Genomic DNA, 19,425 nt, shown 5'->3' on the forward strand with positions numbered 1-19,425 from the left:
AATATGAAAAGTTTTTACGAAAAATATTTCACTAAACAAAAGATGATGCGTACTGTTTTAATACCACTTGTAATTATAAGTATTTTTGCTATTTACAATTTTGGTTGGCGAGTTTTAGCATTACTTTTAGTGAATCTTTTAGTTTCTATTACTGTAGAATACTTGTGTGAAACCAAAATTTACAAAAGGAAAAAAATTTCTGAAGCAGTTATTATTACAAGCATTTTATATACTATGACTTTACCAGTCTCATTACCATTTTGGATGTCTGGTGTAGGCATTGCTTTCGGAGTATTCTTTGGCAAAATGGTATTTGGAGGTTTCGGTAAAAATATATTTAATCCTGCTTTAGTTGGAAGAGTTTTTGTTTATATAAATTTCCCTAACCCACTTACTATTGCATGGAATGAAGCTGCTAGTGGTTTTCCAGGAGGATTTGGAGTATTTACTTTACCTAATATAGATGCATTATCTACTGCAACTCCTATGTTAGCATTTAGAAACGAAGGAATCTTTTCAGATATTATCAATTTATTTATTGGAAACATACCAGGAGCAATTGGTGAAACGTCTAAAATTTTAATAATTTTAGCAGGGATTTATTTAATTTATAAAAAAGTGGCTTCTTGGCAAATTATGGCTGGCTCTATTTTAGGTTTTGCAGCATTATCTACTGTATTTTACTTAATTGGAATTGAGTCTGTTCCTAATCCTCTTTATGGAATACTATTTGGAGGCTTCTTATTTGGTACTGTATTTATGGCAACAGATCCCATTTCAGCTGCTAAAACGGTTCCAGGAAAATGGATTTATGGAATTATCATTGGTGTAGTTACTGTAATTATTAGAGGATTTGCACTATTCTCTGGTGGTATGATGTTTGCTATTTTAATAGGAAACACTTTTGCACCTATTATAGACTATGCTGTAAAAAAAATTAAAGCTAGAAAGAAAGCTAAAGGGGCGGTGGCGTAATGTCTAAGAAAAAAAGTATAATTTATCCTGTTCTTTTCATGGCTGTAATAGCTGGTATTCTTACTTTAATATTAGCTGGCGTAAACTATGCCTCTTTACCTGTAATCGAATTTAATCAAGAAATTGAATTAAAACAAAAAATACTTACTGTATTTGATGTTTTACCAGAAAATGCTTCTCCTGAAGAAATTGATTCTACATTTAATGACAAGGTTAAAGAGGAAACGTTTGAGAACAAACCACTTTATATTTTAGAAGAAAACAGTAAAACTGTTGCATATGCCGTTCCTTTTAACGGTCCTGGACTTTGGGGAGGTATTGAAGGCTACTTAGGCATTACTTCGGATTTAAAAACTGTAACAGGAATTGAGTTTATAAAACAAGAAGAAACTCCTGGCCTTGGAGGAAGAATTTCTGAAGATGATTATAAAAACCAGTTTAGAAATTTAGATATTTCAGATTCTTCTAGTGGTAATATTATTATTAATAAACCAGCACCAGGTGGCAATGTAGACGCTATTACAGGGGCAACTCAAACTTCTACTTTCGTTGTTAATATGTTAAACGAAGATATTTTAGCTTTTATTAAAGCAAGGGAAGGAGTATAGTATGGCTGGAAAACAAAATTATAAAAAAATAGTGTCAGATGCACTACTGTATGATAACCCTGTACTTGTTCAAGTTATAGGTTTATGCTCGACTTTAGCAGTTACAAACTTTGCTATGAACTCACTCGTTATGGGAGTTGCGTTAGCTGTTGTTACGGCTTTCTCTTCTTTTTCTATATCTTTATTAAGAAATATTACTCCTAAACATATTCGAATGATGGTTCAAGTATTTATAATTTCATTTTATGTAATATTGGTAGATATTTTCTTGAAGGCATATATGCCTGAAATGAGTAAGACATTAGGTCCCTATGTTGGTCTTATAATTACCAACTGTATAATAATGGGAAGAGCTGAAGCTTTTGCTATTGCAAATAAACCTATCCCTTCTTTTGTCGATGGTCTTATTTCAGGTGTTGGATACACGATAGTTCTATTATTAATAGCTGTAATAAGAGAATTTCTTGGTTTTGGTACTTTATTTGGAATAGGTATTATGCCAGAATCTTTTACTCCATGGACCATGATGGTCATGCCTCCAGGAGCATTTTTCATCTTACCAATAATTATGTGGATAGCATATAACATTAGAAATAAAAAGGAAGGAGCTAAAAAATAATGACAATACATCCATTAGTAATATTTTTTGCATCAATATTTACAAGTAATATGATATTTAGCAATTTCCTAGGAATGTGCTCATTTGTCGCTGTTAGTAAGGAAATTGAAACTGCTACAGGACTTGGTGTAGCCGTTACTTTCGTTATAACTGTAACTACAATAATAAACTATTTCTTGTATGAATTAATGGTGATGTTTGGTATTGAATATTTAAGATTTATAGTATTTATTATCTCTATTGCTGCTTTTGTACAACTTTTAGAGATGATTTTGGAAAAATATGTTCCAAACCTATACTATGCCCTTGGTATATTTTTACCCTTAATCACTGTTAACTGTGCAATCCTTGGAGTTTCTTTATTTATGGTTATTAGAAACTATAATTTTGCACAAACTGTTGGTTTCTCTATTGGTTCTGGACTTGGTTGGGCTCTAGCTATAATTTCTATGGCTGGAATTAGAAGTAGAATTAATGAAAACACACTACCTGAAGGACTTAGAGGAGCCCCTATTACTCTTATTATTACGGGAATAATGGCTATGGCTTTTATAGGTTTTTCTGGAATAGTTCAAATATCGTAGGAGGACGAAATGAGTACAATTTTAATAACTACAGCAGTAATAACTGGTTTATGTGCTCTTTTTGCCATTATCTTAACTATTGCTGATAAATATATCGCCAATTATGGTGAAGTTGATTTAGTCATTAATGAAGAAAAAACTTATACCATCGACGGTGGAAATACATTGCTGGATTCTCTTAGAAATGAAAAGATTTTTATCCCCTCTGCTTGTGGTGGAAAAGGGTCTTGTGGTTACTGTAAAGTAAAAGTTATAGAAGGTGGAGGACAACTTCTTTCTACTGAAAAACCTTGGCTTACAGAAGAAGAACAAAAAAATAATATGAGACTTTCTTGTCAATGTAAAGTTAAAGAAAATATGAAAATTGAAATTCCTGAAGAACTGTTTAATGTTAAAGAATATAAAGTAAAAATTGTAGATATTGAACCTATGACTGACAAAATTAAGAAGTTTAGATTTGAACTTCCAGAAGGTGAAAAAATTCAATTTAAACCTGGGCAATACGTACAAATTAAAGCCCCTGAATATGATGGAAATACTGAAGAAGTATATAGAGCTTACTCAGTAGCTTCATCTATTAAAGATGATAACCACATCGAACTATTAATTGGTTATACTGGTGGTATTTGTACAACTTACATGCACAACTTCGTTGAAGTTGGTACAGAAATAGATTTAAATGGCCCTTATGGAGATTTCTATTATCACGATGATGATAGTGAAATAGTAATGGTAGCAGCAGGTACAGGTTTTGCTCCTATACGCTCTATTTTATATCACATGAAAGATAATGATATAAAAAGAAAAGCTAGATTTTATTTTGGCGCAAAAACTGAAGATGACTTGTTCTTATTAGACGAAATGAAAATGTTTGAGGAAGAACTTTATGATTTTAAGTTTATGCCTACCCTTTCTAGAGTTTCTGAAGATTCAAATTGGTCTGGCGACAAAGGAAGAGTAACAAATTCTATTGACACGTACTTGGAAAATGGAGGTAATTATACAGCATATCTTTGCGGTAGTCCTGTAATGATAAGTTCTATAGTTGAATCTCTTAATAAAAAAAGCGTACCAAACGAAAAAATTTACTTTGATGAATTTTAATTTATTAATAAAAAAGGCTGGGATATCCCAGTCTTTTTTATATTTTATTATTTGCATTTTAAATTAATAATCTATCCAAATAACCCCATATTCTTCCAGTATGGTATTACTGCTATTACTGTTATAAGAGAAACAACAAAATATACTATCCCATATTTCGTTAAATGTTTTTGAGACCAACCTTTTTCTTTCATATTGGATTGTGCTACTAATGCAAACATATTTGTATAACTTAAGAAAAAAGAATTCATTGCTATACAAAGTAATGGTAGCCATATCAATGGATTTATTTTATAACGTGAAAATACTTCTGGGGATATTGCAATTATTATTGCTACTGTTGGCGCAAATCCTGCTATATCTACAAAACGCCATAAAAACATTATTACTAGTACTATTGGCATAAATATCCAAGGACTACTTGATATAGGATACAGTAATTCCACTAAAATATCAGACATCCATTTAGATACTCCTGTTTCAGCAAATACACTTCCGAAGCTCATCGCTGTACCTATGAATATTACAAGATCCCAACTTATACCTGTGCTTATATCTTTTACTTCTATTATCTTGGTTGCTGTAAGAAGAAAAAGTGCCATTAAGCATACTGATGCATCTGGTATTTTGTGAATTGAATTAGTTACAAAAAATAAAAACGATGCAACTAATATAATTGCTGTTATTATTTCTTCTCTTGTTATCGTCCCTAGTTTTTTATATTCATTTAAAAATACATTTTTCCCAATATTTAATTTTTCTGACGGTTTTAATACAAAATAAGATGCTATTACTGTTAAAGCACTTATTATTACAATAGGTAATAGTAAAACTTTTGCCCACGAATTAAAAGTTACTAACCCTCTTAATTTCGGAACTGCTTCATAAAATCCAGATAACATCGGTCCTGCAAGGGAACCTGTTTGCCATCCCAATCCAGGTATAATTGCCATTATCCAAGCTGTTATTAATATTAGCGATCTTCCTTTTGAATTATATTTTAATTTGCATATCTCTACACATTGTAATGCTATTGGCATTACAATTACTACCCTTACTGTTATTGATGGTGTAAGTAGGGAAAGTATTATTCCTATTATCATCCACATTAATAAAATATTTGGATATGTTACTTTTATACTTTTCATACCAAAATATGCTATTCTTCTTCCAAGACCTGTCTTTGCTAGAGCTACTCCAAAAAAAAGAGCTGGTATTAATGACCATAATGCTGTACCTGAAAACCCAGAAAATACAATATTTGATGGTACACCTATCGCAAGTAAACCTGCCATAAAAAAACAGCCACTAACTGAAAACGGAAGATTGAAAGGCTTAAATATCCAAAGTCCTATTGTTATTAACAATAACATTACTGTTAAATGTCCTGTTTTATCAAGTTTTGAATCAAATACTTGACCTATACCTATAACTCCCCCCGCTAATACAAACATTAAAAATCCAAAATATTTTAATATTCTTAAATTTAACTTTCTTTCCATACTTTCCTCCTAAGTATATATCATCTTATTCTAGTATTGTTTCATATTTTTACTTATCGTTTATATGAAACTTATTAAAGAACATATTATAATTCCTATAATAACATATTCTTTAATAACAAATTTATAAAAAAACAGAATGCCTATACACTCTGCTTCTTTACTTGGTTAATATTAATTGATATATATTATATATAAACTTTTACCTATCTTCCCTAAAGTAATTTGTTCCTGTACCTTCTGGTTTCGAATGTTCTTTTATTTGTCTAATGCTCGTTATTATAAGAACTATAATTGTTGCAAAATATGGTAACATATCATAAATTTGTAGTGGTATTCCTGGTATTTGAACATACATCCTAAGTATTGTTAACCCTCCAAATATAATTCCACAATAAATAGCTCTTATTGGACTCCAAGTTGCAAATATTACAAGTGCAACTGCTAACCAGCCATATCCACTTACTGAATTATGAACCCATACTCCAGCACATGTTACCATTGAAATATAAAGTCCACCTAGTGCACATATTCCTCCACCTACTATCGTAGATATATATCTATATTTAGTTACATTAATTCCTGCTGCATCTGCTGTTCCTGGGTCTTCTCCTACGGCTCTTAAATTTAACCCTTTTCTTGTTTTATTAAGGAAGTATGCTAATATTAATGCCAATATAACTGTAAAATATACCATCCAATTATATTGAAATAATAATTTTCCTAATATTGGAATTTTTGAAAGTGGCCCCAAATTTATATTTCCAAAAGCAGCTTTTGTAGCATCTGACACAGCAACAAATCCACCAGCTTTTCCACTCAGATACTCTCCTACAAAATTCCCGAATCCTGTACCAAATATTGTGAGTGTCAATCCTACAACATTTTGATTTGCTCTTAACGATATAGTCAAGAAAGAGTATATTAAAGCTCCTAGAGATCCTGCTAAAAATGCAACTACTACTCCTACAATCACCGCTCCAAATCCTTCTATTCCTAAAAGTTTTTCAGCGTACCAACTAGCTCCAAGTCCAGTTGCTGCTCCCATAAACATCATACCTTCAACTCCAAGATTTAAATTTCCTGATTTTTGAGTTAAAGTTTCTCCTATAGTTCCTAGAAGTAAGGGAGTTCCAGCTAGTACTGCTGCATTTATTAAATTTAGTAATACATTCATACTACTCCTCCTTTACTTTCTTTCTAAATATTACTTTATAATTTATAAAGAATTCTGATCCTAACATGAAAAACAATATTATTCCTGTTAATACAGATGCCATTGATGCAGGTATCCCATGAGTGGTTTGTATATTACTAGCTCCTCTTTCTAAAAATGCTATAAACAATGACATTAGAACCATTATAAAAGGATTTAAATGTGACATCCAAGCTACTGTTATAGCAGTAAATCCATCTCCTCCTGCTGTATTTTCAGTTAATGTTCCATCTGCTCCAGCTACTTGTAAAAATCCAACTATTCCACATAATGCAGCTGATATAAACATTGTTCTTATAAATATTTTACCTACGTTCATACCTGCATATTTTGCTGTATTCTCCGAACCACCAACAACTGAAATTTCATATCCTTGTTTTGTTTTATTTAGGTAAATATAAGATATTATCACTATTACTAGCGCTATTATCCAACCTATATGTACTCCTAATATTTTAGGTAATCTCTCATCCATTGTAAAGTTTCTTATCTTAGGAAAAGTAGTTCCCTGAGCTTGCCATCCATCTCTATATTGTAGTAATCTTACAAATTGCAAAGCTATATAATTAAGCATAAGTGTAAACAATGTTTCATTAGTATTCCATTTACTTTTGAAAAATGCTGGTATAGATCCATATAGCCCACCTGCTATTATTGCAGCAAAAAACATTAATATTAACTTAGGTATCTTTGGTATACTTTCTCCATATACCACTATTGCAGTAGCTGCTATACCTCCCATTAATATTTGTCCTTCACCTCCTATATTCCAAAATTTCATTTTGAAAGCATAAGAAACTCCAATTCCCGCTACCAGTAGTGGAATAGCAACTTTAATAGTCTCTTGTATTCTTATTTTTCCATCAAATGCTCCATTTACCATACTAGAATATATCTCTATCGGATTTTTACCTAATATCAACATTAACAGTCCTCCTGTTAGTAGTGCCAATAATATAGCTACAACCCTTATAATGATAGCATTTGCTTTACCTATATCTTCTTTTTTTACTATTCTTATTAGAGGTTCTTTTTTTGTTGTTTTAACAGTACTATACATTAGAAACCTCCTGTTTTTTACCCATCATCAATAGTCCAATATCGTCTTTTGTAACCTCTCTAGGATCTACAATATTCATTATTTGTCCATTATACATTACTGCTAATCTATCAGATATATCCATTAAAACATCTAAATCTTCACCTACAAATATTACTCCTACTCCTCTTTCTTTTTCTCTATTTAATAAGTCATATATTGTATATGAAGAATTAATATCAAGGCCTCTAACAGGATAAGCAACTATTAATATTTCTGGATAACTTTCTATCTCTCTGCCTACTAGAACTTTTTGAATATTACCTCCCGATAGTTTTTTTACTGGTGTTTTTATTCCTGGAGTTTTTATTTCTAAGTCTTCAATAACTTTTTCTGATATTCTTTTTGATTTTCCATAATCTATAAATATACCCTTATCTCCTTTATAGTTTTTTAATATCATATTATCATCAATTCCTAAATCTCCAACTAATCCCATACCCAGTCTATCTTCTGGCACAAAACCAATGTTGAATCCCTTTTTAGAAATTTGTTCTGGATTCATTCCTAAAATATTAAATTTTTTACCTTCCCTATATAAATTAACAACTCCTCTTTTATTTTTGTATAAACCATATACACATTCACACAACTCTCTTTGACCACTTCCAGAAATACCCGCTATACCCAATATTTCTCCTGCTTTCAAGCAAAAATTTATTCTATTTAAAACCTTATATCCTTCTTCACTTGTTGCACTAAGGTCTGTTACTTCCAATAGTTTTTTATTAAATTTAGTCCTATTTCTTTTTATACTTAAATCAACTTTTCTTCCTACCATTTTTTCTGTAAGTTCACCACTAGTAGTTTCTTCTGTTATTACAGTATCTATGTATTCACCTTTTCTCAAAATAGAGACTCTATTTGAAACCTCTAATACTTCATTTAATTTATGTGTAATAATTATTATAGCCTTACCATCATCTCTCATAGTTTTTAATATTTTAAAAAGTTTCTCTATTTCTTGAGGGGTTAAAACAGCAGTAGGCTCATCTAATATTAAAATATCCGAACCTCTAACTAATACTTTTAATATTTCTACAGTTTGCTTTTCAGAAACAGACATGTTATATATTTTTTTGTTTAAATCTATTTCAAAACCATATTTTTTGCATATTTCTGAAATTCTTTCATTAATAACTTTTTTATTGTATTTTTCTGTTTCTGGTAAAGTTAATATAATATTTTCTGCTGTAGTAAAAACATCAATTAATTTGAAATGTTGGTGTATCATACCTATTCCCAAATCAAATGAATCTTTTGGAGACTTTATAGACACTTTTTCTCCTTTAATAAATACCTCTCCACTGTCAGGATAGTATAAGCCTGCTAGCATATTTACTAATGTTGTTTTACCACTTCCATTTTCTCCAAGTAAAGCTAAAACTTCTCCAAATTTTAAATCTAAATTAACTTTACTATTTGCAACTGTAGAGCCAAAAGTTTTTGTTATATCAACTAATTTAACAGCTAATTCACTTTTCATAGCTCCTCCTTAACCTATAATAGGCAGAGTCTCCTCTGCCTATTTACCATTTTGTCATATTTCTTATTAATTCCCTATTCTACTACAGTAATTCCTTCTAAAACATGTTCGAAAGTTGGTGCTGACTGTGGCTCCTTAAATGTTTCTCCTTCTTTTACTACTTCTTTTCCTTTATTATCTTTTAATGGTCCTGTAAATACATCCCAATCTCCAGATTCAATTTTAGCTCTGGCTTCTGCTATTTTTTCTTCTGTACCTTCTGCTACAATTTTCTTATTCAAGTCAGATATATCCACAACTTTATCTTTTAATCCCTTGCTCCAATCTTTTTCTATCTTCTCACCATTTAAAACTGCATTTGTTGCATATTCTAAATATTTTGACCAATCCCAAACTGCTGATGTTAAAGAAGCTTTCGGAGCTGCTTCTATCATATTGGAGTTATAACCAACATGGAATACACCATTCTTCTCTGCTGTAGTTGCTGGTGCTGTAGAATCACAATGCTGTCCTATAACATCACACCCCTTATCTATTAATGCTTTAGCTACTTGTGCTTCTTTAGTAGGGTCATTCCATGAGTTAGTGTACATTACCATCATTTCAACCTCAGGATTTACACTTTTTGCTCCTAAATAAAAAGCATCAAATCCACTTATAACCTCTGCAAATGGTTGTGCTGCAACATATCCAAGTTTATTGCTCTTTGTTTTAAGACCTGCTGCTATACCTGATAAGTATCTAGCTTGGTATATTTCTCCAAAATAATTATGTACATTTTCTAAATCGCTATCTTTTGACTTATATCCTGTTGCATGACAGAATTGAATTTCTGGATATTCCGAAGCTACATTTAAAAGATAATCTTCAAATCCAAAGCTTGTTGCAAAAATTATATTACAACCTGATTCCGCGAGTTCTCTAATAGCAGTTTCAGCTTCCGCGCTTTCTGGAATATTAAACTTATTTATTACTTGATCTTCTTTTAATCCCAATTCCTTTATCATCTTCTCTGTTCCTAAATTGTGGTTGTAAGTATACCCTTTATCGCTTGGATCAGAAATATGTACAAATCCTATTTTTATATTTTCTTTAGAAATAGCATCTCCTGATTTTTTTCCATCTTCTCCTGTTGATTTTTTAGAATCTCCTCCACATGCCGCTAATGCAAACATCATTAAAATTGTCATTAATAATAATAATTTTTTCTTCATCTTTCCACCTCTCTTTGAATAAATAATAGCATTAACTTTTAATTTCGTCAATTTAATAACATTCATTTTCCTTAATAAAAAACAGATAGGAAATTATTTTCCCTATCTGTTTTGTGAATAGTTATTCATTTTAATGTTTTTCAAATATTCTTTTTACAAATTTACCATATCCTTCTTTTGCCACTTGTTTCCCTTTTTCTACTACTACTTTTCCTCTTATAATTACAGTATCTACCTTAAAATTCGACTTAAATCCCTCATATCCCGTATAGTCTACTGCTGAATGTCTATTATTCTCTGATATAGTATATTGTTCTTTATTGTATATTACAAAATCTGCATCAGAGCCAATAGATAAATTGCCCTTTTTAGGATATAACCCCATAATTTTAGCAGGATTATGAACCAGCAAGTCTAGTAAACGATTAATAGAAACTCCTCTTTTAGTTCCCTCTGTTAAAATAATTTCCATTCTTTCTTCCACCCCTGGTGCTCCTCCTGGTACTTTTTTGAAATCATCTTTATATTTTAATTTATGTTCTTTAAACATAAAAGGACAATGATCTGTTGCAATTACATCAACATCTCCATCTATTATTCCCTTCCAAAGAGCTTCAACATCTTTTTCTTTTCTAAGTGGAGGTGCCATTATATATTTTAAACCTTCTACTTCATCTAAATATTTATCTTCAGTCAAGGTTAAATATTGTGTACATGTTTCACAATAAATATTTTTTAATCCATTTTTTCTCGCTTTCTTTATTTCTTCTAATCCTTCAGATGTAGATGTATGAACTATATATAATTTAGGATCTCCAGCTATTTTTGATAAATAAGCAAGTCTATTTATTGCTTCTGCCTCAGTTACATTTGGTCTAGTTTTTGCATGATAAATAGGCTCAAAATGTCCTTCTTTTTCAGATTCTTCTCTTAAAACTTTTATTGATCCATCATTTTCACAATGCACACATACAACTGTACCTGTTTCTTTTGCCTTTTGTAGAACTTTAAGTATTTGATCATCCTCAACTTTTCCACCATAAGTTGTATATAATTTCAAACTAACTATTCCTTCATCATATAATGTTTGTATTTCATCTATCATGCTATCTTCAGTCTCTTGCATTACTCCATGAAAGCTAAAGTCAATTATAGGTTTGTCTTTTGAAATTTCATGGTAATGATCTACCATTGATTGTAAAGATGAACCTCTCTCTAAAAAACCTATATGGTCTACTACTGTTGTTGTTCCTCCAAAAGCTGCTGCAACAGGACCTGACTTCCAATCATCTACTGCTACAAATTCTCCTAAATCTAAGTTAAAGTGAGTGTGTACATCTATTCCCCCTGGAAGTAATATTTTTCCAGTTCCATCTATTAATTTTTCTGCTTTTACTTGTAAATTTTGCCCTATATTTTTTATAATTTCATCTTCTGCATATATATCTGCTATAAAATTATCTTTTCCATTATATATTTCTATATTTTTAATTAATATACTCATAAAATCACCTTCCATTGTTAAAATCTATATCTATTATATCACCTTTTAATATAATCTATTTATTGATTAACAATATTTATATACAAAAAATACAGTTCATTTATTATTTAACTTAGAACTGTATTTTCTGCATTCAATTATTTTAATTTTCTAACTTATATATATAGCCACAATTTGTATCAATATGATTTAAAAATAAAAGTAATCTTTCATATAAAGGTTGTATCTTTTCTCCAAAATGATTCTCTAACAATTCTCCAATTTTTTCTATTGAATTTACTCCATCAATTAGTAAAAATACATAGCTAGAATATTCATCTAATTCTGTTTTTCTATATTCTGGTATTTTAAACCCAATTTTTCTAAAAAATCTTTGTATTTTATGATTTTGTATTTCAAGAATTGTTACAATTCCATTTTCATCTGTTTCATAAATTATAGAATCATTCTTATTGTAAACTATATTTAAAACATCTTCATTTGTTTCCATATATTATTTTTTCTTCGCTTTGTACTTATTTATAAATAAGTATGTTAATACTACTAAAACTACTAATAGTATAGTTGCCATCCCATTTCCTGCTGCAAAACCAGTAGGTTCTCCTGGAGTTACTAAACCTGATACTTTAAAGATAATACCAATTAATCCTATAATAGAACCTCCTGCAACTAATCCAGATGATAAACTTACTCCATTAGACACTTTTGCATCTCTATTTTCTTTATTCTTAGTTGTTTTTTCTATTAATACACGAATTAAAGCACCAACTAATATAATAGATGTTGTTGAAATTGGTAAGTAAAATCCAATAGCTACTGTCATTATTGGAAGTTTTAAAAAGAACATTACCAAACCAAGTATCAAACCAACTATAATCATTACCCATGGTAATTTTCCTGAAGTTATACCAGATGTAAGTGTTGCCATTAAATTTGCCTGTGGCAATGCAAATGGAGGTTTATCTCCTGTTATAGCCAATTGATCAGCTAATATAATTAATGTACCAACTACAACTATTACACCAACTATACCTGATATTAAAAAAGCCTTATCCATTTCACTTTTCTTTCCACCAATTATATATGTTGATTTTTGTGATTGAGAATATCCTCCAGCCATAGCTATTGCAACTACTATAAATGTAGCAAATAGTAATAAAGATCTATTGTCTTTAAGATCAGTCCATCCCATTATTACAAATATAAGTGTTATTATTACTAATGAAGCAATAGTCATACCAGATACTGGAAGATTAGATGTGCCGATAGTTCCTGTTAATCTACCTGAAACTATAACAAATAATGCAGCCAATATAAGGGAAATAATTACTCCAACTACTGCCATCAAAATTCCATCTGAAATTAGAACTGATCCTACAATCGCAAATAAAACTCCTAATATTAACATGAATTTTACTGAGGATCCTTCACCATTAGATGAAGATGATTTAGCTTTCATAGTCTCCTTTATAGAAGATATTATTGTTGGAATAAGTTTAACTGCACCTATTACTCCTCCAAAAATCATCATTCCTGCTCCAATGTATTTTAGGTAACTTCCTGAAATAGCATTAACATCCATATTGGCTATCTCTGCTGCAGCATCATTCCAAATTGGAATTCCATCTTTTGCCATATCTGAAAAATATCCAATTAATGGCATAACTCCTAAATTAGCTAATATAGATCCTGCAAACATAGTTAAAGACACATCTAATCCAACTATAAATCCAATTCCTAATAAAAGAGGGTTTACTTCCAATTCCATTTTAAACTTATAGAATTTATTTCCTACAATACTTATTACATTATTTGCTACATTTAAAAATGATGTGGTTATTAAAGTTATAACACCACTTATAGCAAATCCTATTCCCATGTACTTAACTGAATCTCCACCAGTATCTGATGCAACTAGAGTTTCTGCTATAGCCATTGACTCTGGATACATTAACTTTCCATGTTCTTCTACTATTAAAAACTTATAGACTAATGCTGTAACTCCAATACCAAAAAGAACACCTGCCACGCCTACAATTAGTCCTTCAATAAAAGAAAGTTTACTTCCTATTAATATAACAGCTGGTAATACAAATATCATACCACTAGCAACTGATTCTCCACCACTTGCCATACCTTGCACTAAGTTTTTACCAAGAATTCCCTTTTGTTTAGCAAAAACAGATATCAAGGCAGATCCTATTATAGATCCAGGAATACCTGCTGCTACTGTTAACCCCGCTTTCATTCCAGAATATGCTGTAGAAGCAGCAAAGACAGCAGCAAGAATAATACCTATAATTATTACTTTCATGTTCATACCAGACTTGTTTTTATCTGTTATATATGGAACATAATCCTTGCCGTGTACTCCACCATAAGCTTCCTTAGATAGTTTTTTATTACTCATCTAAATACTCCTCCCTTAAAACAATTTTACAGCAATTTTTTAATTAAATGCGTACTAAAAAAACGATTACTTTATTTTATCAAATATACTAATATAGTATAAACTCTTACATAAACATAATTATTTTAATTTAAAATATACTACACTATATTATATGTATGCCAAAAAGTATAGTTCAAATATTATTTTCCTGAATAAAAATTAATATTTTTTATTTTTGTCGTTATTTTTTTATCCTTTTTTTTCAATAAATTAGATAATTAACGTAATAATACTCATTTAACTTTAGTAATTGTTGCTTTTTTATTATAGCACTGTGAACTGCAAAATACCACTTTTTTATTTAACAAAAATAATTATCCCTTAATTATAACGATTTCTTAATCATATTAGTATAAAATTCCAAATTCAAAAATCCTTGTATTTTCAAAAAAAATGATGTATCATATTAATTGTTAACAGAAATATATTCGTTATCAGTTAAAAATATATTTAATATTTATACATATTTTTGTATTTTATTGAATATGTTTTTAATTATTTTAGTATATTTCTTAAAAATTAAATATTTTATAAATAGGAGGCTACAACAATGAATAATTTAAGTAATGTTGAACCAAAAGAAGTTATGAAATGGTTTTACGAAATTAATCAACACCCTAGAAGTTCAGGAAACGAAAAAGAAATTAGTGATTTCTTAGTTAAGTTTGCTAAAGATAGAAATCTTGAAGTTTACCAAGATGAAATATTAAATGTAATAATTAAGAAGCCAGGCACCGCAGGTTATGAAAATTCCGAGCCAGTAATTATACAAGGTCATATGGACATGGTCGCTGTAAAGGCTGACGATTCCAATCACAATTTTGATACTGACCCAATAGAAATGATTGTTGAAGATGATATAATTAGAGCCAATAAAACTACTTTAGGTGCAGATGATGGTATTGCTGTTGCATTTGGACTTGCACTACTTGATTCAGATGAGTATGCTCATCCACCTATTGAATTATTAATTACCACTAATGAAGAAACTGGTATGGATGGAGTTTTTGCTTTAAAATCTGACCACCTTTCAGGAACACGCTTATTAAACTTAGACACAGAAGAAGAAGGAGTTTTATTAGTTAGTTGTTCTGGTGGTTCAAATATAAATACTACTTTTAATATCGAAAAACAAGAAACTACATCTAAAGCATACGAATTAACAATATCAGGATTAAAAGGTGGACATTCAGGCATGGAAATTATTAAGCAAAGAGCCAATGCACTTAAAGTACTTGCAAGACTTTTAACTTCTGTTAAAAATGATATTATTTTAGCTAATATTGAAGGTGGTATTAAACATAATGCTATACCAAGTGATGCAAAAGCAACAATAGCAGTTAATGACTTTTCTAAAATTGAAGATACTTTAGTAACTCTTGCTAATGAAATTAAAGAAGAGTATAGAGTTGAAGAACCAGGTTTTACTTTTGAATATAAGGTAACTGAATGCAAGGAAACTTATACCAAAGAATTAAGCGATAATATAATTGACTATTTAATGATTCTTCCAGATGGAGTTCAATATATGAGCAAAGATATCGAAGGCTTGGTACAAACTTCAATAAATAATGCAATCATAGGTGAAAATAATGGCAAGATTGAAATTGTTGCATCTGTGCGTTCTGCTTCTGCTAGCTCTTTAAGAGAAATTCTCACAGTTGTAAATGTATTGGCTAAAAGAGTTAATGCTGAAACTAAAGAATCCTCTGCTTATCCAGCTTGGGAATATGAAGCTAATTCAAAATTAAGAGATATATCAATAGAAACTTTTAAAGAAGTTTATGGTAAAGAACCTGAAATTTCTTCAATTCATGCTGGATTAGAATGTGGATTATTAAAGGGCTTATTACCTAATACAGATATGATTAGTTTTGGTCCTGCAATTTCTGGAGCTCATACTCCTGTTGAACAAATGAGCATTTCATCTGTTCAAAGAGTTTGGAACTACACAAAAAAATTATTAGAAAATTTAAAATAACCAAAAAACAAATTACTTTAGTTTATGTACAAAAAAGCAGCTATGAAAATAGCTGCTTTTTTTATGTTTAAAATAAAAAATTGGTTGATTTAAATCAACCAATTTTTGTTTATTTTTCCATTTCATCTCTTTCAGCTTGTTCTTCAGCTAATGATTTTTGTGGTAATATTAAATTTAAAGTAAATACTACTAATGTAGCTAATATAACTGGTGATGAAACAAATATCATTGAGAACCAATCTGGGAATGTGTAGAAAGCTGCTTTACTAATTTGAGTAATTCCCATTCCTAATGCAACTCCAAGTCCAACTATCGTTGAATTCCTTATAGATAATTCTTCAGAAGTTATTAATTTCATACCACTCATTGTGATTTGAGCAAATACTGAAACAGTTGCTCCCCCAATTACAGCCTGAGGAACAGTAAGCATTAATGCACCAAATTTAGGTAAAAATGCTGCTCCTAAAATAAGCGCTCCTGTTATTTTAAATACTTTTAAACTTACAACTTTTGTCATTGCTACTATACCAACATTTTGACTATAAGTTGCTGGAGGTAATGCTCCTATAAGTGATCCTATTGCTGAAGCTACTGAATTGGCTTTTATTCCACCTGAAATTTCTTTATCTGTTGCTTCTCTATCCAAACCACCTATTGTAGTTGATGAAATATCTCCAACGGCTTGTACAGCATTAACTACAAACATTACTACCATTGTAGCTACTGCTGCACCTGGGAATGATGGTTTATATGGCATTAACTTAGGTAAATCAAACCAATTTGAATCTGTAAATGTTTTGAAGTTAATCATTTTTATGATTTGCCCATCAGCATTTTTCATTGGTTCTAAAAATGTGTCAAATCCTAATGCAACAGCATATCCAACTACAATTCCTATAAGTATAGCTGCTAATTTCATATACCCTTTTGCAAACATATTACAAATTAAAACAACTGATAATGTTACTAATGCTACAACCCAAAATCTCCAGTTTCCAAAAGGTACTGCATCTGACTGTCCTGCAATTCTTCCTACATTATTTCCACCTGCCATATAATTTAAAGCTACAGAATATAATGAAAGTCCTATTGTAAGCACTACTGTACCTGAAACTATTGGTGGGAAGAATTTTCTAATTTTCCCTATCAACATTCCTACTATAAATGCTGCTATGGCCCCAACTAGCTGTGCACCCATTACTGCTTCTATTCCATAATTTTTTCCTATCTCATTTAAAACTGGAATATATGAAAATGAAACTCCAATAATTAAAGGTAATTTAGCTCCAACTGTTAATACTGGTATTAATTGCAAGAACGTTGCAATAGCAGCAATAAACATACCCGCTTGAATTAAATTTACTTTATCAGCATCAGTAAAACCGTGTTTTGATGCTAATGTTCCTGCTAAAACTATAGATGGTAGTGTATTTCCAACTATCATCGCTAAAAAATGTTGTAGTGATATTGGTAAACATTTACCAAGACTAGGATTACTATCCATCACGAAAAGTGATTCACTTTTGTTTTGTTTTCCTTTATTCAATTTATCCCCCTGTATTACATAATTACATAAAGTAATTTTAATAAAGTACGATATAAAAATATAAATACAATATAAAATATGTAATTATAAAATGTTTTTATTTTTATACTATGTAGGAAGTAGACTAAACTACTTCCTATTTAATATTACATGTGTTTCCAAACTTTTACTACTGCTTCTTTTGATTTAGCATGAATTGCTTGGACATCTACATTTGTCAATTCTCTGTTTTTCATTACAAATTTACCATTAATCATATTATCAATAACAAGTCTACCTGTAAATCCAAATAATGAATGTCCATACCAGTTATTAGCATTTATCGGAGTATGCGGGAAGTAATCTAAAGTAATTAAATCTGCATATGCTCCTTTTTCTAATGTTCCTACTGGCTTATTATAATATTGAGCTAATATCTTAGGATTATTTTTGAATTGTGCTTCTATAGCTGGCATAAATCCTACTCCTGGTTTACAAACATTATGTGATTGTAAAATATTAGCAACTTTTAATGATTCAAACATATCATTTGTATAAGCGTCTGTACCAAGTCCAACTACTATTCCTTCTTCCATCATTTTTATAGTAGGAGGTGCTCCAATAGCATTGTTCATGTTTGATTCTGGATTTGTAACAACCTTTGTATTTGTATGCTTTAATATATCCATTTCTGCTTGACTTACATGTGCACAATGAACAGCCAAAGTATTTGGTCCTAACATATCAAAATCATGAAGTCTATTTACTACTCTTTTTCCATGTTTTTCTAAACACTCATATTGATCTTCAATTCCTTCAGCTACGTGAACATGATATCCGTCATAAACGCCTTCCATAGCTTCTCTTGATTTATATAAAGTTTCATCAGAAACTGTAAAAGAAGCATGGATTCCAAATAATCCTTTAACCATATCCCCTTTATCATCTTCTTGACAAGCTTTTATAAAGTCAACATTTTCTTTTATACCTTTTTCTGCTATTTCCATTCCATCTCTATCTGTTACTTCGTAACATAAAGATGTTCTCATTCCTGTTTCTAAAGCAGCTTCTCTAATTGTAAATAATGAACCTTCTACTGAATTAGGACCAGCATGATGGTCAATTAAAGTTGTAACACCATTTTGTATAGACTCAATATAAGTAGTTAAAGCATTTAATTTAACATCTTCTGTAGTAAGTAATTTATCTAATCTCCACCATTGATTTTCTAATACTGTATAAAAATCTGTAATTGGTAAACTTGGAGCCATTCCTCTTCCATAAGCACTGTAAATATGTGAATGTGCACAGATCATACCTGGCATTATTACTTTACCTTTTACATCTACTACTTCTTCATTTGGGTATTTCGCTTTAATGTCTTCAAAGTTTCCAACATCTTCTATAACGTTATCTTTAACTAAAACTGCTCCACAATCATAAAAATTGTTTTCAGCATCATTAGTTATTAATACACCATTACCTATAATCATTAGTTTATCTCCTTTTTAATGGTTCAATTTATATCAAGGATAATGAATTTAATCATTATCCTT

Annotated in this window: 16 protein-coding genes; 6 read left to right on the plus strand and 10 right to left on the minus strand. The window is 30.3% G+C overall.

All coding sequences use genetic code 11. The features are described 5' to 3' along the window. Window positions 1–3: 3 nt before the first annotated feature. The 5 genes from CS899_RS05430 to CS899_RS05450 are packed head-to-tail and all read left to right on the plus strand — an operon-like array spanning window position 4 to window position 3,890. The gene (locus tag CS899_RS05430; RefSeq protein ID WP_100065150.1) at window positions 4–975 is read left to right on the plus strand and encodes an RnfABCDGE type electron transport complex subunit D; all 972 of its coding nucleotides are present in this window, start codon (window positions 4–6) and stop codon (window positions 973–975) included. Then, complete coding sequence (locus CS899_RS05435; protein ID WP_100065151.1) at window positions 975–1,583, plus strand: RnfABCDGE type electron transport complex subunit G; 609 nt, start codon at window positions 975–977, stop codon at window positions 1,581–1,583. The genes CS899_RS05430 and CS899_RS05435 overlap by 1 nt, the downstream gene beginning before the upstream one ends. Before the next feature lies 1 nt (window position 1,584). Continuing rightward, entirely contained in the window at window positions 1,585–2,202 is a 618-nt protein-coding gene (locus CS899_RS05440) for an NADH:ubiquinone reductase (Na(+)-transporting) subunit D (RefSeq protein ID WP_100065152.1), read from the plus strand. Then, window positions 2,202–2,786, plus strand: a complete 585-nt coding sequence (locus tag CS899_RS05445; protein WP_100065153.1) for an NADH:ubiquinone reductase (Na(+)-transporting) subunit E — start codon at window positions 2,202–2,204, stop codon at window positions 2,784–2,786. Before CS899_RS05440 ends, CS899_RS05445 begins: the two co-directional genes overlap by 1 nt. 9 nt (window positions 2,787–2,795) lie before the next feature. Continuing rightward, complete coding sequence (locus CS899_RS05450) at window positions 2,796–3,890, plus strand: NADH:ubiquinone reductase (Na(+)-transporting) subunit F (protein ID WP_100065154.1); 1,095 nt, start codon at window positions 2,796–2,798, stop codon at window positions 3,888–3,890. A 71-nt stretch (window positions 3,891–3,961) separates the two neighbouring features. On the opposite strand, the gene CS899_RS05455 is transcribed toward CS899_RS05450, so the two are convergent. From CS899_RS05455 to CS899_RS05490, 8 genes are all read right to left on the minus strand, one after another. Beyond that, the gene (locus tag CS899_RS05455) at window positions 3,962–5,392 is read right to left on the minus strand and encodes an SLC13 family permease (RefSeq protein WP_100065155.1); all 1,431 of its coding nucleotides are present in this window, start codon (window positions 5,390–5,392) and stop codon (window positions 3,962–3,964) included. A gap of 202 nt (window positions 5,393–5,594) precedes the next feature. Continuing rightward, a complete protein-coding gene (locus CS899_RS05460; protein WP_100065156.1) occupies window positions 5,595–6,569 on the minus strand; it encodes an ABC transporter permease in 975 nt (324 codons plus the stop codon). Window position 6,570: 1 nt separating this feature from the next. Beyond that, window positions 6,571–7,668 carry an ABC transporter permease gene (locus CS899_RS05465; protein WP_100065157.1) on the minus strand — a complete coding sequence of 366 codons (1,098 nt, stop codon included), beginning with the start codon at window positions 7,666–7,668 and terminating at the stop codon, window positions 6,571–6,573. Then, the gene (locus tag CS899_RS05470) at window positions 7,661–9,193 is read right to left on the minus strand and encodes an ABC transporter ATP-binding protein (protein ID WP_100065158.1); all 1,533 of its coding nucleotides are present in this window, start codon (window positions 9,191–9,193) and stop codon (window positions 7,661–7,663) included. Before CS899_RS05470 ends, CS899_RS05465 begins: the two co-directional genes overlap by 8 nt. A gap of 74 nt (window positions 9,194–9,267) precedes the next feature. Next, window positions 9,268–10,407: a BMP family ABC transporter substrate-binding protein gene (locus CS899_RS05475; protein WP_100065159.1), complete on the minus strand. Its 1,140-nt coding sequence runs from the start codon at window positions 10,405–10,407 to the stop codon at window positions 9,268–9,270. 130 nt (window positions 10,408–10,537) lie between these two features. Next, window positions 10,538–11,911 carry a dihydropyrimidinase gene (hydA, locus tag CS899_RS05480; RefSeq protein WP_100065160.1) on the minus strand — a complete coding sequence of 458 codons (1,374 nt, stop codon included), beginning with the start codon at window positions 11,909–11,911 and terminating at the stop codon, window positions 10,538–10,540. 142 nt (window positions 11,912–12,053) lie between these two features. Beyond that, complete coding sequence (locus tag CS899_RS05485) at window positions 12,054–12,401, minus strand: PqqD family peptide modification chaperone (protein ID WP_100065161.1); 348 nt, start codon at window positions 12,399–12,401, stop codon at window positions 12,054–12,056. A 3-nt stretch (window positions 12,402–12,404) separates the two neighbouring features. Further along, window positions 12,405–14,321: an OPT family oligopeptide transporter gene (locus CS899_RS05490; protein ID WP_100065162.1), complete on the minus strand. Its 1,917-nt coding sequence runs from the start codon at window positions 14,319–14,321 to the stop codon at window positions 12,405–12,407. Between the two features lie 592 nt (window positions 14,322–14,913). Here CS899_RS05490 and CS899_RS05495 point away from each other — a divergent pair. After that, window positions 14,914–16,344, plus strand: a complete 1,431-nt coding sequence (locus CS899_RS05495; protein WP_100065163.1) for an aminoacyl-histidine dipeptidase — start codon at window positions 14,914–14,916, stop codon at window positions 16,342–16,344. A 109-nt stretch (window positions 16,345–16,453) separates the two neighbouring features. Here CS899_RS05495 and CS899_RS05500 read toward each other — a convergent pair whose 3' ends face one another. Continuing rightward, window positions 16,454–17,848 (minus strand): uracil-xanthine permease family protein, encoded by a 1,395-nt coding sequence (locus CS899_RS05500; RefSeq protein ID WP_100065315.1) that lies wholly within the window; start codon window positions 17,846–17,848, stop codon window positions 16,454–16,456. Window positions 17,849–18,036: 188 nt separating this feature from the next. Then, window positions 18,037–19,362, minus strand: coding sequence for a putative aminohydrolase SsnA (gene ssnA / locus CS899_RS05505; RefSeq protein WP_100065164.1), 1,326 nt, complete (start codon window positions 19,360–19,362; stop codon window positions 18,037–18,039). Window positions 19,363–19,425: the final 63 nt, after the last annotated feature.

Origin of the sequence: Miniphocaeibacter massiliensis (assembly GCF_900232905.1) — a bacterium.
Lineage (GTDB): Bacteria > Bacillota > Clostridia > Tissierellales > Peptoniphilaceae > Miniphocaeibacter > Miniphocaeibacter massiliensis.